This is a genomic window from Saltatorellus ferox, assembly GCA_007751475.1.
GTDB lineage: Bacteria > Planctomycetota > UBA1135 > UBA1135.
The window spans coordinates 1565499-1581171 of sequence record CP036434.1; the positions used below are offsets into that span (position 1 = coordinate 1565499).

General features: G+C 68.5%; 15 protein-coding genes and 1 tRNA gene. 13 read left to right on the forward strand and 3 right to left on the reverse strand.

Features of this window, described 5'->3' with window-relative positions; genetic code table 11:
* Window positions 1-20: 20 nt before the first annotated feature.
* From nadC to Poly30_RS05780, 10 genes are all read left to right on the forward strand, one after another.
* Complete coding sequence (gene nadC, locus Poly30_RS05735) at window positions 21-1475, forward strand: carboxylating nicotinate-nucleotide diphosphorylase (protein WP_419191007.1); 1455 nt, start codon at window positions 21-23, stop codon at window positions 1473-1475.
* Window positions 1476-1518: 43 nt separating this feature from the next.
* Window positions 1519-2055, forward strand: a complete 537-nt coding sequence (locus Poly30_RS05740) for a VanZ family protein (RefSeq protein ID WP_419191008.1) — start codon at window positions 1519-1521, stop codon at window positions 2053-2055.
* Window positions 2056-2175: 120 nt separating this feature from the next.
* Window positions 2176-2559, forward strand: a complete 384-nt coding sequence (locus tag Poly30_RS05745; RefSeq protein ID WP_145195189.1) for a GntR family transcriptional regulator — start codon at window positions 2176-2178, stop codon at window positions 2557-2559.
* A 25-nt stretch (window positions 2560-2584) separates the two neighbouring features.
* Window positions 2585-3502 (forward strand): ABC transporter ATP-binding protein, encoded by a 918-nt coding sequence (locus Poly30_RS05750; protein ID WP_145195191.1) that lies wholly within the window; start codon window positions 2585-2587, stop codon window positions 3500-3502.
* 74 nt (window positions 3503-3576) lie between these two features.
* Window positions 3577-4980, forward strand: coding sequence for a hypothetical protein (locus tag Poly30_RS05755; RefSeq protein WP_145195193.1), 1404 nt, complete (start codon window positions 3577-3579; stop codon window positions 4978-4980).
* 39 nt (window positions 4981-5019) lie between these two features.
* The gene (gene purB / locus Poly30_RS05760) at window positions 5020-6480 is read left to right on the forward strand and encodes an adenylosuccinate lyase (protein ID WP_145195195.1); all 1461 of its coding nucleotides are present in this window, start codon (window positions 5020-5022) and stop codon (window positions 6478-6480) included.
* A 227-nt stretch (window positions 6481-6707) separates the two neighbouring features.
* Entirely contained in the window at window positions 6708-7634 is a 927-nt protein-coding gene (locus Poly30_RS05765) for a TIM barrel protein (RefSeq protein WP_145195198.1), read from the forward strand.
* A 163-nt stretch (window positions 7635-7797) separates the two neighbouring features.
* On the forward strand, window positions 7798-9057 hold the full coding sequence (locus Poly30_RS05770) for a DHH family phosphoesterase (RefSeq protein WP_145195200.1): 1260 nt from the start codon (window positions 7798-7800) through the stop codon (window positions 9055-9057).
* Between the two features lie 30 nt (window positions 9058-9087).
* A complete protein-coding gene (locus Poly30_RS05775; protein WP_419191009.1) occupies window positions 9088-9888 on the forward strand; it encodes a bifunctional hydroxymethylpyrimidine kinase/phosphomethylpyrimidine kinase in 801 nt (266 codons plus the stop codon).
* Between the two features lie 68 nt (window positions 9889-9956).
* Window positions 9957-10031 (forward strand) — tRNA-Gly (locus Poly30_RS05780).
* A 97-nt stretch (window positions 10032-10128) separates the two neighbouring features.
* On the opposite strand, the gene Poly30_RS05785 is transcribed toward Poly30_RS05780, so the two are convergent.
* Window positions 10129-10959: a PhzF family phenazine biosynthesis protein gene (locus Poly30_RS05785; RefSeq protein ID WP_145195204.1), complete on the reverse strand. Its 831-nt coding sequence runs from the start codon at window positions 10957-10959 to the stop codon at window positions 10129-10131.
* Window positions 10956-13052: a hydantoinase/oxoprolinase family protein gene (locus Poly30_RS05790; RefSeq protein WP_419191010.1), complete on the reverse strand. Its 2097-nt coding sequence runs from the start codon at window positions 13050-13052 to the stop codon at window positions 10956-10958. Before Poly30_RS05790 ends, Poly30_RS05785 begins: the two co-directional genes overlap by 4 nt.
* 144 nt (window positions 13053-13196) lie before the next feature.
* Here Poly30_RS05790 and plsY point away from each other — a divergent pair, with 144 nt between their 5' ends.
* Genes plsY through Poly30_RS05805 form a run of 3 tightly spaced genes read left to right on the forward strand, consistent with a single transcriptional unit; the run spans window position 13197 to window position 15261 of the window.
* Window positions 13197-13817, forward strand: a complete 621-nt coding sequence (gene plsY / locus Poly30_RS05795; protein WP_145195208.1) for a glycerol-3-phosphate 1-O-acyltransferase PlsY — start codon at window positions 13197-13199, stop codon at window positions 13815-13817.
* A gap of 8 nt (window positions 13818-13825) precedes the next feature.
* Window positions 13826-14872 carry an NAD(P)H-dependent glycerol-3-phosphate dehydrogenase gene (locus tag Poly30_RS05800; RefSeq protein ID WP_145195210.1) on the forward strand — a complete coding sequence of 349 codons (1047 nt, stop codon included), beginning with the start codon at window positions 13826-13828 and terminating at the stop codon, window positions 14870-14872.
* Window positions 14869-15261, forward strand: coding sequence for a hypothetical protein (locus tag Poly30_RS05805; RefSeq protein ID WP_145195212.1), 393 nt, complete (start codon window positions 14869-14871; stop codon window positions 15259-15261). The genes Poly30_RS05800 and Poly30_RS05805 overlap by 4 nt, the downstream gene beginning before the upstream one ends.
* Here the strand turns inward: Poly30_RS05805 and Poly30_RS05810 are convergent.
* Complete coding sequence (locus Poly30_RS05810) at window positions 15237-15536, reverse strand: hypothetical protein (RefSeq protein WP_145195214.1); 300 nt, start codon at window positions 15534-15536, stop codon at window positions 15237-15239. The two genes, Poly30_RS05805 and Poly30_RS05810, sit on opposite strands and share 25 nt — an antisense overlap.
* Window positions 15537-15673 lie beyond the last annotated feature (137 nt).

Sequence of the window (15673 nt, forward strand, 5' to 3'; positions counted from 1 at the left end):
GTAAGCTAGAGGGCTCACCCATGGACGACACGGAGCTGATCAACGACGCGCTCGACGACCTGATCCGTCGTGCGCTCGCCGAGGACCTGGGTCTCGTCATCACCGACGAGACAACCCCGGAGGAACTCGTGCGCCGGGACCTCACGACGCGAACGGCGGTCTCCCAGGGGCGCCGTGGGCGCGCGACGCTCGTCGCGAAGGAGAGCGGCGTCTTCGCTGGCGGCCAGGCATTCCACCGCGCCCTCCGCTACCTCGACCCCACGGCGACGGTCGAGGCGATCGTGCCCGACGGCCAGACCGTCGTACCGGGCGACATCGTCCTGCACGCCCACGGCAACGGCCGCGCGCTGCTCGTGGCCGAGCGCACGGCGCTCAACATCGTTCAGCGCATGTCGGGGGTCGCGTCACAGACGCGCAAGTGCGTCGACCTCGTGGCAGGCACCGGCGCGCGCATTCTCGACACGCGCAAGACCACGCCCGGCATGCGGACGCTCGACAAGTACGCCGTGCGCGTGGGTGGTGGCTGCAATCACCGGATCGGCCTCTTCGACGAGGTCATGGTGAAGGAGAACCACGTGGACCTCGCGGGCAGGCCGCTCGAAGAGGTTCTGCGCGAGATCCGCGCGGACGTCGGGCCGGACGTCAAGATCACTTCCGAAGCGCGCGACGAAGCCGAGGCCATGGCGGGGATCCGCGGCGGCGCGGACGTCGTGCTCCTCGACAACATGTCCCCCGAGCGGATGGGGGAGATGGTGCCACGACTGCGCGCGCTGGCCGCCGAGCTGGGGCAGACCGTCGAACTCGAGGCCTCCGGCGGAATCACCCATGCCACGCTGCCTGCGGTCGCTCGGTCCGGGGTCGATCGCATCTCGATGGGGGCGCTGACGCATTCGGCGCCGGCGCTCGACCTTTCGCTCAATCTGGAGTTCGACGACGAGGGCGGTGCGGACCGCTCGGGCGCCCACACGCCCGCGCGGGCGGAGGTCGTGCGCCGCGACGATGAGCCGGGAACCCTCGATCTCGACCTGCCCGCGACGCACGCCCACGGTCGAATGGCGCGCAGGATCGCGCGGCAATTCGCGGTTTCCGAGGGTCTGCCCACCGCCGAGATCGAAACGCTGGAGTTCGTCGTGGGAGAGCTTCTGGACAACGCCGTGGACCACGGCGGCGGCGGCGCGGCGCGGGAGCTGCAGGATCTTCCGAAGGACGTGCGCATGCGGCTCTTCGTGCGGGTGAAGTGTGCGGAGGATTCGGTCCTCTGGGCGGTGCGCGTCGAGGATCAGGGCGGCGGAGAGCCTGCGCTCGTGCGTTCGATGATCGAGCCCGAGGACGGGATCCCGGACCTCGAGGACGAGCGCGGACGCGGCTTCTTCTTGCTGGCGCAGATGGTGGACGAACTCGACGTGTCGACCTCGGTCGACGGGCTCGGGCTCGCGCTGGAAGCGCGCAAGGGGCATGGACGCGCCGCGAGTTGACTCCCGTGACGCTGGCGAGCGGCCCGGCCGAACGGTGCGTTTCATGCGGTTCCTCGGAACCGTGCTGGTGACGCAGCCGCGGTTCTTGAGCTGGCTCGCGCCGCTCTCGTGGGCCGCGCTGATTTTCGTGCTCTCTTCCGGCCAGCCCGCCCTGGGCGGCCTCGACCTCGGTGCGTTCGGCGGCTTCCTGATGAACCTCGCGCACCCCGGGGTGTTCGGGATCCTGACCCTGCTGCTCGTGCCGCTCTTCGCGCGGCGCAAGGGGCCGCACGGGCTGCGGTGGACGGCGCTGACGCCGGTGGGGGCCGTGTGGCTCGTGGCCTTCGTCGCCATCTATGGCTTCACCGACGAGGTGCATCAGTCCACGGTGGAGGGTCGCGACGCGTCGCTCCTCGACTTCCTCTCGGACACGGTGGGAGCGTTCTTCGTCGTGGCGGTGACGCTCTACCTGGGCCGGGAGGACGCGAAGACGTCCGGGCTCCTGCGCTGGATCGTGGCGGGAGTCGCCGCGTCGGCCGCCTCGGCGGGCCTCGCGACGTGGTATTCGGCGAAGGCGGGCGGCGGCCCGTGGCCTTTCTGAGCCGCCGTTCGGCGGAAAGAGCAGAAATCTTTGTGGGGACCCCTTGCGCGCTGTCGAACCAGGTGTATATGTATATCAATACACATAGGCGCTGATCGTCGCGTCGCCGCCATCCCCGTCATGCCACCTCTCCAATGTCACCTCGATCGCCACTCCGGCGTCCCGGTCTATCGCCAGATCGTGGACCAGGTGCGGTTCCAGGTCGCGGCTGGGACGCTCGCGGTAGGCGCCGAGCTGCCCTCCACCAGGCAGATCGCGGCCGACCACGGCGTCAACCCGATGACGGTCAGCAAGGCCTACAGCGAACTCGAGCGCCTCGGCGTGATCGAGCGCCGACCCGGCAAGCCCAGCGTCGTCGCCGCGCGGACCCCGGACGCCCGGGAAGCGGACGAACGGCAGGAACTCGAGCGAGCGCTCGAGCCCGCCGCGTCGGCCATTCGCCAGCTGGGTGTGGACCTGGAGGTCGCGATCGACGTCCTCCGCCAGCTCCTGAAGGACTCCTAGGCGCGTCCCGCGCTTCTCTATTTCCATGACGAATTTCCATCCCATCCAGACCCGCGGCCTGAAGCTCGAACTGGGCGGCGCGCCCGTCCTTCGCGGCGTGGACTGGACCGTTCCCGAGGGCACGGCGACCGGCTTGATCGGCCGCAACGGCGCCGGCAAGTCGACGCTCCTGCACACGGTGCTCGGCCTGCTGATCCCAAGCGAGGGCGAGTGCCTGACGCTGGGGCAGGATGCGCGCCGGCTGGACGATGATCGGCTCGCGCAGATCGGCTTCGTGGATCAGCAGTACCAGCTGCTCAGCTGGATGACCGTGGAGAGCCAGATCCGTTTCGTGGCGATGATGCGGCCCGGGTGGGACCTCGACCTGGAGAGGCGCCTGCTCGACGAGTTCGATCTTCGCCCCGACCGTGGGGAGAAGGTGGCAGACCTTTCCGGGGGAGCGCGCCAGCGCCTCGCGGTGCTCGTGGCGCTCTGTCATCGCCCGCGACTGATCCTCCTCGATGAACCTGTTTCGTCACAGGATCCGATCTTCCGCGGCGTCGTTCTCCAGGCCCTGCGCGATCGAATGATGGAAGACGGCGCGACCGTCGTTCTGTCGAGCCACGTGCTGCGCGACATCGAATCGATCGTGGATCGAATCACCATGCTCAACAACGGGCGCATCGGTGCGAACGAGGACCTCGACGTGCTGAAGGACAAGCACCAGCTGTGGATCGTCACGGGTGAGCGTGTGGACCGTCCCATCGTGGCCAGGATGCCGTACGTCGTGCACTCCGCGCGTTTGGGGAGCGAGTTCCACATCTGGGTTCGAGCCGGGGACGAGGAGCGCCGCAGCTTCGAGCGCGAGCACGGAGTTCACGTCGAAGTGCGCCGCCTGTCACTGGAAGACCTGTTTCCTCTGATGCTCGAGCCGCGCAGAAACGGTGAACTGGAGGTGGCGTGATGAAGGTCACGACCAGGGACTCCTTACGGCTCGCGTCATGGCTCGTAAACGCGAATCCGCGAGGAACGCAGGGGGTGCCACTTCGGGGATTCGTGATCGTGGTGGCGGCGCTGGTCGCCGTCAAGGTCAGGGAGCATACCGGGCTTCTGGGCTACACCGTTCCTGAACTCGAGCGACCTGCGGTCTTCGCGGTTTGGCTCCCGCTCGTACTGGCATTCCTTCTCGCCAACGGACTTGCCCTCGTTCGCGGTGTTCCTGGCATGGGACTTCTGCCAGCGCTGGTCACCAAGACTCGACGCGGCAGCGCCATGCTCTCCTTGGTCACTGCGATCCTCGGAGCCGGGGTCGCAGCGCTCCATGGAATCGGGCCGTTGGCCGGCGCGGCCGTGGCCGTCTTTGCTTACGGGTTGGGAGCTGCTTCCCACTCTCGCAGGACCGGCAATCCGCGACCGGTTTGGTTTCTCGCCGCACTGATGGTCGCCATCAACGGAGGTCGGCTCATGGGAGTGGTGGATGCCTACCCGAGGCTGGCGATCCTGTTCGGGGGGGTGGGAATCGTGGATCAGTTCCTGGCCCTCCGGATCCCACGTAGAAAGGCCGGCCATTCGCCTTCGCGCGTGACGTCTGGCGGCGGTGTCACACCCGCGGTGGCGCAGCCGCTGCTATCGGCACACCGTACACCGTGGTCTCGCTTGCAGGCGTCGAAGGGCTATCGCTGGCGCTGCCGAGGGCCCCGGTTCCACGGAAGGGTCGTGCTGATCGTCGCCTGCGCGCTGGGGAGCATGACCCTGATGAGCAGCGGTATGCTGTGGGTCGCCCATGGCGCGGAAATGCCCGAAGGCAGCTTCCTGGCCAGCGTATCGGAATCGATCTGGGGTCGGCCCGAGACCGCTGACAAGGACTTTCGCTACGGAACGGTGGTGATGAACCTGTATTTCCCGCTCGCCATGTTCCCCATGTGGGGGCTCTCACAAGGTCACCTGGAGGGCTACCAGCCGTTCAGCCGGCACGTCCTGGGCCGCGCCGCGTTTCATAGGTATCTGAAGGGTGGCCTTCTCGCTGCGGGGCTCGTGACCAGCTTTGGGCTCGTGGTCGCGGTCACCGCGCTGGCGGGGAGCGGCGCTCCTCTGCCCACGCACTTGCCGGGGTTCCTGTTGGTGTTGCCGTACGTTCTCGTTGCCTTCCCGTGGGTCGGCATGGTCGCGCTCAAGGGCGGCGACCAGTTGCCGGCTCGGACCACTTCGTACTGGCGGGACTCCCGCAAGCAACGCGCCTTGCTCTGGGTCTCGCTTGCGACGGGGTTCGCCGCTGTCGTTCCCATGATGGGCAGCAAGAACGAGCTCTCTCCGGAGGGCGGTTGGGCGCATAGCCCTTGGGCCTGGGGGATCGGACTCGTGGTCCTCGTGGTCGGGGTCTGGAAGCTGCGCCGCTCCTTCGACCGCTTCTACGCCCAGATCCCGCTCGTTCCCGAAGCTTGAGCGGACCCCGCGCTCCCGAGCCGTTAGACTCCCCGCGCGATGAAGCAAGACCCCGCCGCCCACGACGAACTCCCCGAGCCCGAGTACAAGAGCCCCCTGGGGACGCGCTACGCCAGCCGGGCCATGCGCGCCAACTTCTCGGACCACACGAAGTTCACCACCTGGCGGAAGCTCTGGATCGCCCTCGCCGAGTCGAGCCGTGAACTCGGGCTCAACATCACCCAGGGCCAAGTCGACGAACTCAAGGCCCACGCCACGGACCTGGACCTCGACCTCGCCGCCAAGTACGAGAAGGAGCTGCGCCACGACGTCATGGCCCACGTGCATGCGTGGGGGGACGTCTGCCCGACCGCGCGGCCGATCATCCACCTCGGGGCCACGTCCTGCTACGTGGGGGACAACACGGACCTGATCGTGATGCGCGAGGGGCTGCGGCTGCTCCGTGGTCAGCTCGTTTCGACCCTCGACGCGCTCGCGAAGTTCGCGCGTCAGTGGAAGGATCTGCCGACCCTTGGCTTCACCCACTTCCAGCCCGCCCAGGCGACCACGGTCGGCAAGCGCGCGTGCCTCTGGATCCAGGACCTCGTCCACGACCTCGACGATCTACGCCAGGTCGAGACCCAGATCCGCTTCCGCGGCGTCAAGGGCACGACCGGTACCCAGGCGAGTTTCCTGGAGCTGTTCGAAGGCGACCACGACAAGGTCCGCGCGCTCGACGCCAGGGTGACCGAGAAGATGGGCTTCGCGCGAACGTTCGGCGTGACCGGTCAGACCTACCCGCGCAAGCTCGACTTCCGCGTGCTCCAGGTGCTGTCGTCGATCTGCCAGTCGGCGCACAAGTTCGCGACGGACCTGCGGCTGCTCGCCAACAAGCGCGAGCTGGAGGAGCCGTTCGGGGCCAAGCAGATCGGTTCCTCGGCCATGCCCTGGAAGCGCAACCCGATGCGCTCCGAGCGGATCTGCGCCCTCAGCCGCTTCGTGATCGAGCTGACGGGCAACGCCGCCCACACCGCCGCGAACCAGTGGCTGGAGCGGACCCTCGACGACTCGGCGAACCGCCGCCTGAGCATCGCGGAGGCCTTCCTCGCCACCGATGCGGTCCTGAATCTCTACGTCGACGTCGCGTCCGGGATGATCGTCTACCCGGCGATCGTGGCGCGGCATCTCGACGCGGAGCTGCCGTTCCTGGCGTCCGAGGCCGTCATGATGGAGGCCGTCAAGGCGGGCGGAGATCGTCAGGACCTCCACGAGCGCATCCGCGTCCACAGCCACCTCGCTGCCACCGAGATCAAGGAAGGGCGCGAATCCGATCTGCGCCAGCGTCTCGCGTCCGATCCGGCGTTCTCGGACGTCGCGGGGCATCTCGATGAGCTCCTCGACGGCCGCCGCTACGTGGGCCGCGCGCCCCAGCAGGTGGACGAGTTCCTCGTCGAGGAGGTCGATCCGATCCTCGCCGAGTTCGCGGAGGACCTCGGCGTCCAGAGTGAGGTCCGCGTCTGATTTCGCCCGGGGCCGCGACGTCTCCGAATGAGGCAGCGCCACCTTCCGCGGCCGACAGGTGCGACATCCGACGCTCGTTCCCATCGTTTCTCCCTCTCGCGCGATAGAAAGCACCCGTGGATCGTCGACACGATTGACATTGCCCGGGCCTACCGGCAACCTCCTCCCACCGCCCTGACCCCCAGGGCAGTCCTGCCTCCGTCCCTCGCAACTCAGCCCCCTCGAGCGTGACCAAGCCCGGAATCCCTAACGAGCTCGTACTGTCGACGTCCTGCTACGGACCCAGACTGCGTTCGATCGAAGACCAGGCCTTCTCGGCCGTGGCCATGGGGTTTCGGAAGCTCGAACTCGGGCTTTCGGCGACGCCGCCGGAGCTTCGCGGATGGGATGACGCCCGCCGCGAGACGGGAATCGAGATGGAATGCCTCGTGGTCGGCTCCCTCAAGGCGAAGGGCCCGAACATGTCCGGCAGCAAGCTCGGCAGCCTCAACGCCGAGCAGCGCGAAATGGCGCTCGCGAGTTCGAGGCGGCACATCCAGCTCGCCCAGCGCCTCGGCGCTCCGACGGTGATTTTGCGCGGCTGCGCCGTGGAGAACGAGAAGCTGGACGCCGAGGCGGACCGGCTGCTCCACAAGCACTCGACCGTGAAGCGAGACGACCTCGAGCTGCTCCAGGAGGAGACGCGGGAATTCATGCGGAAGGTGCAGACCAAGTCGCACCGCCAGATCGAACACTTCTGTCGCTCCGTCCATACCCTGCGCAAGGAGTTTCCCGAGACCAAGCTCGCCATCGCTCCTGGTAACGAGCTGCACGACCTCTTCGGCTTCGAGGCGGTGCAGTGGGTCATGGACGACCTGGCTGCCCACAAGGTCGGCTTCTGGCACGACACAGCGCGGATCTATCGTCGCGGCAAGCTGGGTCTCCAGAACCAGGGCGATTGGTTGGAGGCCTTCGCGTCCCGAACCTACGGCGTGCACCTGCGAGACGCGACGCCGGACGATTTCGGCTTGCCGCCGAGCCTCGGCGAGGTCGATTTCAAGCTGGTGGCGGAGTACCTCCCGAAGGACGCCGCCAAGGTCATCGACGTCGATCCGACCCACGGACGCCCGGAGGTTCTTGCTTCGGTGCAGTTCCTGATGGGCCTCGGGTACTGATCCCGATCTGCGGGCCGGGGATTCAGGATCCGGGAACGGGCCTAAGTTCCTTCTGTTTGGACGTTTGGGTCCTTGGGCGGCCGAAAGTTCCGGCAGGGGCGGTAGAGGATAGGAGGCGTCTTCGCCGATAATTCTGGGGCTGCGCCCCCGAGCGCAGTTCGTCATGACCGATACCACTCGCTCCGCCTCCGGATCTTCTTCCGGAGCCACCACCGGGCTTTCTGCCGAGGCGGCGAAAGCCTCGCCGCAGCCGGGCCAATCGAGCGAGGCGGGCCAATCGAGCGAGGCGGGCCAATCGAGCGAGGCGCAGGAAATCCAGGCGCCGGAGACGCCGGCTCCCAAGCCCTTCGATGGCCTGCCGCCCGTCGAGCACCTCGGCCGCGTCCTTCGGCGCTGCGCTGAAGCCGCCGATTCCGCCGTCGCCGGGCACTTCTTGATCCTCACGCACATGGGGCCCGATCCGGATGCGATCGGCGCCTGCGAGGGGCTGCGGCTCCTGATCGAAAAGGGGTTCGCGTTCCGCTGTGTCGTCGCCACGCACGGCCGCGTTCACCGCGCCGAGAACGTCGCGCTCCTGAAGACCCTCGACCTCGATCTGCACGACTACAACGAGATCGACACGTCGCAGTTCTGCGGAGTTCTCCTCGTCGACACCCAGCCGACGTTCCGTCACACCGTCGTGCCGAAAGATCTCCCCGTCGTCGCCGTCTTCGACCACCACAAGTCGCCGTCCGCCGAGGGCGACGATGTCCAGGCCGCGCCTCACCAGGACGTGCGCATCGACCTCGGCGCCACGTCCTCGATCATCTTCGAGTACCTGCGCGACATGGACGTGCCGGTGGACGAGACCACGGCGTCCGCGCTCTTCTGCGGCGTGCGCTACGACACCGCCGACCTCTCGCGGAACGCCTCGCCGCTCGACGAAGAAGCGTTCCTCGCGATGTTCCAGCGCGGCGACCGCCAGCGCATCGCGGCGATCGATCGACCGCCGCTTTCGCGCGCCTACTATCGCCACGTGGCCCAGGCGCTGTCGAAGGCGCGTCAGCACGGCCCGCTCGTCATTCTCCTGATGGGCCGGGTCGAGAACCCCGAGCACGTCGCCGAGATGGCAGACTTCTTCCTCCGGATGAAGGGCTGCTCGTGGGTCGTCGCGGGCGGCGCGTACGAAGGCGGGTACGTCCTCTCCCTGCGCACCGATTATGCGTTCGGCAAGGCCTATCCCCTGATGGAGCGCGTGCTGGGCGGAGTGGGCTCCTTCGGCGGCCACGGGCACATCGCCGGCGGCCGGATCCAGCTGGAGGACCAGGGCATGAGCGCGGTCAAGGCGATCGAGAGAACGATCCGCAAGAACGCGCTCGCCGTCATCGCCACCAACGACGGCGAGGACTCGAAGGCGCCCGAAGGTAGACGTCTCGATTCGTAGACGGCGACTCCCGGGGTTACGATGCTTCCCATGAGCACCGACCCGATCCGCCCTGTCGTCCTCTTCGTCGGTGGGACCGACTCGTCTCACAAGGCCGGCCTCGACGCCGACCAGGACGCCGCCGACGCGCAGGGTTGTGACGCGATCACCATCGCGAGCGCCGTCACGGATCAGGACCTGTTCGAGGTACGCAGCGTCGAGGAGCGCCTGATGTGGGATCACAAGGCGACCGCAGCGATGGAGGAAGCGGCCAGCGGTGCCCGCCCCGTCGCGGCCCTGAAATTTGGCCTGCTGCCCGGAGTCGCCTCGATCGTCGAGGCCGCTCGGCTGGTGGCCCGCGTCTCCCACGGACCGCGGCCGATCCCGGCGGTGGTGGACCCGGTGATCCGATCCTCCAGCGGCTACCGCTTCTGGAGGGACCGCGAGATGGTGGCCGTCCGCGACAGCCTCATGGTGGCGGGTCCGATCCTGACGCCCAACCTCGACGAGCTCGCGGAGCTGGCCTGGCTCGACCGGAACCAGATCGACGAGTCGGAGGAGACCCGTATCCGGGCGGCGGAGGCGCTGATCTTCGGCGGCGCTTCCGCCGTCGTCGCCAAGGGCGGGCACGGTCCGGCGGATGCGGCGGTTCGGGACCTCGTCCTCGAGCCGGGGCGCGATCCGGTCTGGATCGAGCGCCCGCGCGAGCCGGGCAAGGGCATCCGCGGCTCCGGCTGCCGGTTCGCGGCCACCCTCGCCTGCGCACTGGCGGCGGGCCGCAGCCTGACCGAGGCCGCAGAGATCGCAGGGGCCTTCGTGGCCCGCAGGATCCGCGAGCAGGGCGCGGTCTGATCATTCGTCACAGAAAACCGTCAAGGGGGCTTGCCAACGCGTGAGCCGACGGTATTCTTCCCGGCGTCGCGGCTGTAGCTCAGTGGTAGAGCGCAACCTTGCCAAGGTTGATGTCGTCGGTTCGAATCCGATCAGCCGCTCCATACACCAGGGGCCCGCGCTTCAGAAACGAAGCGCGGGCCCCTGTTCTTTGTCGCTTCCTTCGCTGGCTGAAAGGCCGTCAGCGTCGAAGGGCCTTCCTCAGACGAAGATCTCACCGCTCAGGTAGTGGTGGACGCCGCCTGCGAGCCGCACGCGATTTCCGTCCAGCGTGCACTCCAGCCGCCCGCCCCGCGCCGAGATCTGCCGCGCCACGAGCGTCCGCTTCGAAAGCGTCGCCGCCCAGAATGGGACCAGCTGGCAGTGAGCGGACCCGGTCACCGGATCCTCGGGAACGCCCAGCGTCGGCGCGAAGAACCGGCTCACGAAGTCCACCTCGGGAGCGTCTCCCGGGGCGGTCGCGATGACGGGCTTGCCGACCTCCCGCAGCGCTGCTTCGGTGGGGTCGAGGCTCGCCACCGCTTCCTCGGACTCGAGGACGGCCAAGACGTACCGCTGGTCGTAGGCGGAGAGCACCCGAACGTCAAGGGCTCGCTCCGTCAGCGCCGCCAGCTCCGAAGGGATCGGCTTCGTCGAAATAGCCGCAGGCAGGTCGATCTCGACGGAGTCCTCTCCCGTGTACCTGGCGATCAGCAGCCCGCTCTTCGTCGAGAAGTGAACGGAGGCCGCGCCCTCGGGGACGAGGCCCGCCGTCCGGAGCGCGGCGGCCGCACCGAGGGTCGCATGCCCGCAGAGGTCCACCTCGGTCGTCGGCGTGAACCAGCGCAGGGCGAACGCAGGCGCCATGTCCTCGCCGACCTCCCCGGCCCCCGGGATCGGCATCGTGAACGCGGTCTCGGAGAGGTGATTCTCCTCGGCGATCTTCTGCATCAGCCCGGCGTCGATCGCGTGATCGAGCGGAACGACCGCGGCCGGGTTGCCCGTGAACGGGCCCTCGCTGAACGCGTCCACCTGGTATATCTTGAGCTTCATCGGGAGGGTTCCACGGCTTCGAGGAGGAGAGCGCCGCCTGCGACGTCGCCGCTGAGCCTCGCGCGCGCGCCTGGAGGAACGACCGTCGTTCCCGAGTACTCGTCGATGATCGCGGGGCCGAAGATCTCGGCTCCTGGTCGCAGGAAACGGCGGTCATGGATGGGGGTCATCACCGGATCGGGCCCGTCGAACCACGCGAGCTGTTCACCGACGAGAGCCTCCGACTCGTCCGCGAAGCCCGGATCTGCCGAAACGGAATCCTCTTCCGGCGCAACCACGCTGACCCGCGCTCGCGCGTGAACGAGTTCGATCCCGTGGCCCTCGAGCTGCCAGCCGAAGCGCGCTTCGTGGGCCGCATGGAAAGCGGCTTCGAGTTCGGGCTCGTTCTTGAGCGAGAGCTCGTACGACTGGCCGCGATAGCGCAGCGAGAGCCGCGCTTCTGCTTCCAGCGCTGCATCGCCGGCCCCGGCCCCGCCAGCGAGCAGTGTCTCGGTCGCGTCCTTTCGCAGCTCGTCGAGAAGCGCCTCGCGGGCCTCGAAGTTCGTGTCGCCCAGCCGCCGCAGCACCGTTCGCGAGCGATCCGCCGTGCGCCGTGCGGTCGTCATCCCGTAGGCCGAGAGCACCCCTGGCATGGGCGGCACGAGCGCGAGGGGCATGCCGAGCGCCGAGGCCAGATCGAACGCCGCGAGCCCCCCGCCGCCGCCGAACGCCACGAGGGGCGTCGTGCGCGGATCGCGTCCGCGCTGCATCGTCATCACGCCGAGCGCGCGGCGCATCGAGGCGCGCACGGAGGCCAGGACGGCCTGGGCCGCCTGGATGGCCGTGACGCCCTCGCCCAGCTCGCGCGCGAGCATTTCGTAGGCGCGGAGCGCTGCGTCTCGGTCGAGGCGCAGCTCGCCTCCCAGGAAGCCGCCCGGGTGGGGCGTCAGCGGGACGCGGCCAAGTACGATGTAGGCGTCGGTGACCGTCGGCTGCGTGCCGCCGCCCCCGAACGCGACCGGACCCGGATCGGCGCCCGCGCTTTCCGGGCCGACGCGCAGGACCGAGCCCTCGTCGACGCGCGCGATGGACCCACCGCCGCAGCCGATCGTGTGCATGTCGAGCGTCGGCACCGCGATCGAGTGGCCGGCGACGCGGACGTCCTCGCCGAGGCTGCCCAGGCCCTCACCCTCCTGGTGGAACGCGACGTCGGTGCTCGTTCCACCCATGTCCAGCGTCGCGATCGCGCCGAGCCCTGCGGCCCGGGCCGCTGCGGCGGCGCCGATCACGCCCCCGGCTGGCCCGGACAGGAGCACTCTGACGGGCTCGATCGCCGCGCGCGCCGCGTCGAGTCCGCCGCCGCTGCTCTGCAGGATCTCCAGGCGAGCCTCGGGCAGCGCCTCGCCGAGGCGTCCGAGGTAGTCGGCGACGACCGGCGTCAGCGCTGCGTTGGCCACTGCCGTCGAGAAGCGCTCGGCCTCGCGGTATTCGGCGACCAGCTCGGAGGACGCGGTGGCGTACAGACCCGCGTCCCGCAGGCGCGCCGCGAGCCTGCGCTCGGGCTCCGGATGGGCGTAGCTGTGCAGGAGGCAGACGGCCACGCTGGTCGCTCCGCTCGCCAGGACGGTCCGGCAGACGCGCTCGATCTCCTCGTCGGTGAGAGCCTCGACCACGACGAGTGGGCCGCGCGTGCCGAGCGCCTCGTCCGTCACGTCCGCCGGCCAGGCGCGCTCGGCGACCTCGAAGCGAAGGTTTCGCGGCACGAGCGGGAGCGGGCGCTGCGGCTCGAGGGCGTAGAGATCCGGGCGCGCCTGACGGTCGATCTCGATGAGATCTCGGAAGCCGCGGTTGGTGACCAGGGCGGCTTTCCCGACCCGGCCGGTGAGGAGCGCGTTCAGCGCGACCGTGGTCCCGTGGATCACAGTGGCGCCCTTCGCGCCCGGTACGCCGAGGGCCTCGAGCCCCTCCAGCAACGCGCGCCCCGGATCCTCGGGCGTCGACCGCACCTTGGCGATTCTCGGCGCGATCCCGGGCCCGGTGAGCACGAGGTCCGTGAAGGTGCCGCCGGTATCGACGCCAATTCGCAGGCCACCGGCAATCCGTGGTGAGGTCATGGCGGAAGAGTGTACGGGAGGTTGCGGGTCCGGATATCCTCTTTGGCCCGACCTCCTCCGATCGCCGGCGGGGCCCTTCGAGTCTCCGCCGAGTCTCCTTCGGGCCTTCTGCGGGCTCATCCGGCCGGGCTCTCTCTCTCTCCGATGCTCCCCACCCTTCTCGCCCTCCTCGCCTCGTACCTGCTCGGGTCCGTGCCCTTCGGGCTCGTGATGGCCCGGCTCATCAAGGGCGTCGATCTGCGCGAGGTCGGGAGCGGCAACATCGGCGCGACCAACGCCATGCGCGTGCTCGGGAAGCCGCTGGGGCTCGTCGCGTTCCTGCTCGACTTCGGAAAGGGGCTCGTCCCCACGCTCTTCCTGTCGAAGTACGCCGCGGACCTGAACGTCCACACGCCGCTCCTCGCCGAGTCCCTCTGCGGCGTCGCGGCGGTGGTCGGGCACTGCTTCCCGATCTACCTGAAGTTTCGCGGCGGCAAGGGGGTGGCGACAGGTTGTGGCGCCATCGTCGGCATCGAGCCCATGGTCTTCGTGGCTTCCGGCCTCGTCTGGGTCGCGCTGCTCGGCGCGTTGCGCATGGTCAGCCTGGCGTCCATCGCCATGGGACTCGCGTTCCCGATCGTTGCCGCGTGGCTCGTCCCCGGGGCTCCCGCGTTCGCCGGAGCCTGCGCTCTTCTCACCGTTCTCGTGCTCGTTCGCCATCGAGCCAATATCGCGCGTATCCGTGCTGGCACCGAGCCTCGAATCGGCGCCAAACCTTCCATCTGAGACCCACCATGACGACTGCGAACGATGCGGGCATCCGGAAAGCCCTGGTGATAGGAGACGGATCGTGGGGCACCGCGCTCGCGCTGCGCCTCGCCAGCAATTCGATCGAGACCACCCTCTGGAGCGCCTTCCCCGAGCAAGCGAAGAGGATCGGGGACGCGCGAGAGAACGTGAAGTTCCTCCCGGGGATTCGATTCCCCGACAACCTGCATACGAGCGCGGACCCGTTCGGCGCCTCGGAGGGCGTCGATCTCGTCGTCTCCGTGGTGCCGACGCAGTACGTGGCGCAGGTCGCGGCGCGCTTCGAGGATGCGCTACGCGGCGACCTTCCGATCGTGACCGCGAGCAAGGGCCTCGAGATCGATACGTTCCGCACGCCGAGCCAGATCCTTCGGAGGGTCCTGGGCGAGCGAACGATCTGTGTCCTCACGGGGCCGAGCCACGCCGAGGAGGTCGCGCGCGATCTTCCCGCCTCCGTCGTCGCGGGCTGCGAGGACGAGGACTTTGCGCGCCTCGTTCAAACGGCCTTCAACGGGGAGACCTTCCGCGTCTACACGACGCCCGATGGCTACGGAGCCGAGCTGGCTGGGGCGCTGAAGAACGTCATCGCGATCGCCGCTGGCATCTGCGACGGACTCGGACTGGGTGACAACGCGAAGAGCGCGCTTCTCACGCGCGGCATCGTCGAGATCGCTCGCTTCGGACGCGCGCGCGGCGCGGACGTTCGCACCTTCTTCGGGCTCGCGGGGCTGGGCGATCTTGTCACGACGTGCATGTCGCAGCACTCGCGCAACCGCGCCGTCGGCGAGGCGATCGGCAGAGGCAAGACGCTCCAGCAAGTGCTCGACGAGATGAGCATGGTCGCGGAGGGAGTCTGGACGACGAAGGCGCTGTTCGGCCCCGAAGCCAACGAGGACCTCGTCTCGATGCCCATTGCCGAGCAGGTTCACGCCGTTCTGTTCGAGGGCAAGGACCCTCGCGAGGCCGTGCTCGATCTGATGCGGCGAGAGCCGACGGGCGAGATGGACGGTCTCTTCGAAGGGCTCGACGCTTGAGTCCCGTGTATGGATTCCTCGGTGCGCTGCTCGTGACCGTCGGCATGCTCGTCGGAGCCGCGATCACGGGGCGAAAGCGCAAGATTCCCATGCACATTGCCTTCGTGACGGCTGCGGTTTCCGGGCTGGGCGTGGCGATCTACTTCGCGCTGAAGGTGGGGGAACTCTACGACCTCGAGAAGGCCGGGATGATCACGCCCATTCACCTCACGCTGGCGCGCGTCACCACGGCGGCGTACCTGTGGCCGCTGGTGACAGGGCCGCTCGCGATGCGCGGCAAGATCCGGCCGCGGATCCATCACTTCGGGGCCTACGTCGCGCTCGTGCTCACGCTCGCGGCGACCGTGACTGGAGTGATGATGCTCTACGGTGCGGAGCGACTCGTCTGAGCCGGGTCTTGCTCTTGCATGCTCGCCAGGGCCTCTGTGAACTCCGCTCCGAAGAGGAACGGGAGCGCGATCAGTGAGCCGTTAGCGAAGATGGCGACGAGCGCCATGAAGAGCCACGTCCGGCGCGCGCGGATCGTCAGGAAGGCATACACGAGGCCGAGGATCCCTGGGATGCCGGCGGCGGCGTAGACCCAGGGCGCGGGCGGGGCCCAGCCGATCTTGGCGACGGCCAGGGAGCCCCAGACGATCCCCCAGCCGACCGTGGCGAGGGTCATGGCCCTCATCCAGGTTCGGTGGCGCCGGCGGACTCGGGAGGCCCGTCGGGCTTGGGGGCGCATGGTGCGGGGCATGGGGGGTCAGGGTAGCGGTTGGATGGGTTTTGGGGTGGGGGATACGATCCCCATCTCTTTCC

Excerpts from the sequence above, each read along its gene's own strand:
- nadC (WP_419191007.1), top strand. The coding sequence starts at position 21 with ATGGACGACACGGAGCTGATCAACGACGCGCTCGACGACCTGATCCGT.
- Poly30_RS05775 (WP_419191009.1), top strand. The coding sequence starts at position 9,088 with ATGAGCACCGACCCGATCCGCCCTGTCGTCCTCTTCGTCGGTGGGACC.
- purB (WP_145195195.1), top strand. The coding sequence starts at position 5,020 with ATGAAGCAAGACCCCGCCGCCCACGACGAACTCCCCGAGCCCGAGTAC.
- Poly30_RS05745 (WP_145195189.1), top strand. The coding sequence starts at position 2,176 with ATGCCACCTCTCCAATGTCACCTCGATCGCCACTCCGGCGTCCCGGTC.
- Poly30_RS05800 (WP_145195210.1), top strand. The coding sequence starts at position 13,826 with ATGACGACTGCGAACGATGCGGGCATCCGGAAAGCCCTGGTGATAGGA.
- Poly30_RS05790 (WP_419191010.1), bottom strand. The coding sequence starts at position 13,052 with ATGACCTCACCACGGATTGCCGGTGGCCTGCGAATTGGCGTCGATACC.
- Poly30_RS05740 (WP_419191008.1), top strand. The coding sequence starts at position 1,519 with ATGCGGTTCCTCGGAACCGTGCTGGTGACGCAGCCGCGGTTCTTGAGC.
- Poly30_RS05810 (WP_145195214.1), bottom strand. The coding sequence starts at position 15,536 with ATGACCCTCGCCACGGTCGGCTGGGGGATCGTCTGGGGCTCCCTGGCC.
- plsY (WP_145195208.1), top strand. The coding sequence starts at position 13,197 with ATGCTCCCCACCCTTCTCGCCCTCCTCGCCTCGTACCTGCTCGGGTCC.
- Poly30_RS05770 (WP_145195200.1), top strand. The coding sequence starts at position 7,798 with ATGACCGATACCACTCGCTCCGCCTCCGGATCTTCTTCCGGAGCCACC.
- Poly30_RS05750 (WP_145195191.1), top strand. The coding sequence starts at position 2,585 with ATGACGAATTTCCATCCCATCCAGACCCGCGGCCTGAAGCTCGAACTG.
- Poly30_RS05785 (WP_145195204.1), bottom strand. The coding sequence starts at position 10,959 with ATGAAGCTCAAGATATACCAGGTGGACGCGTTCAGCGAGGGCCCGTTC.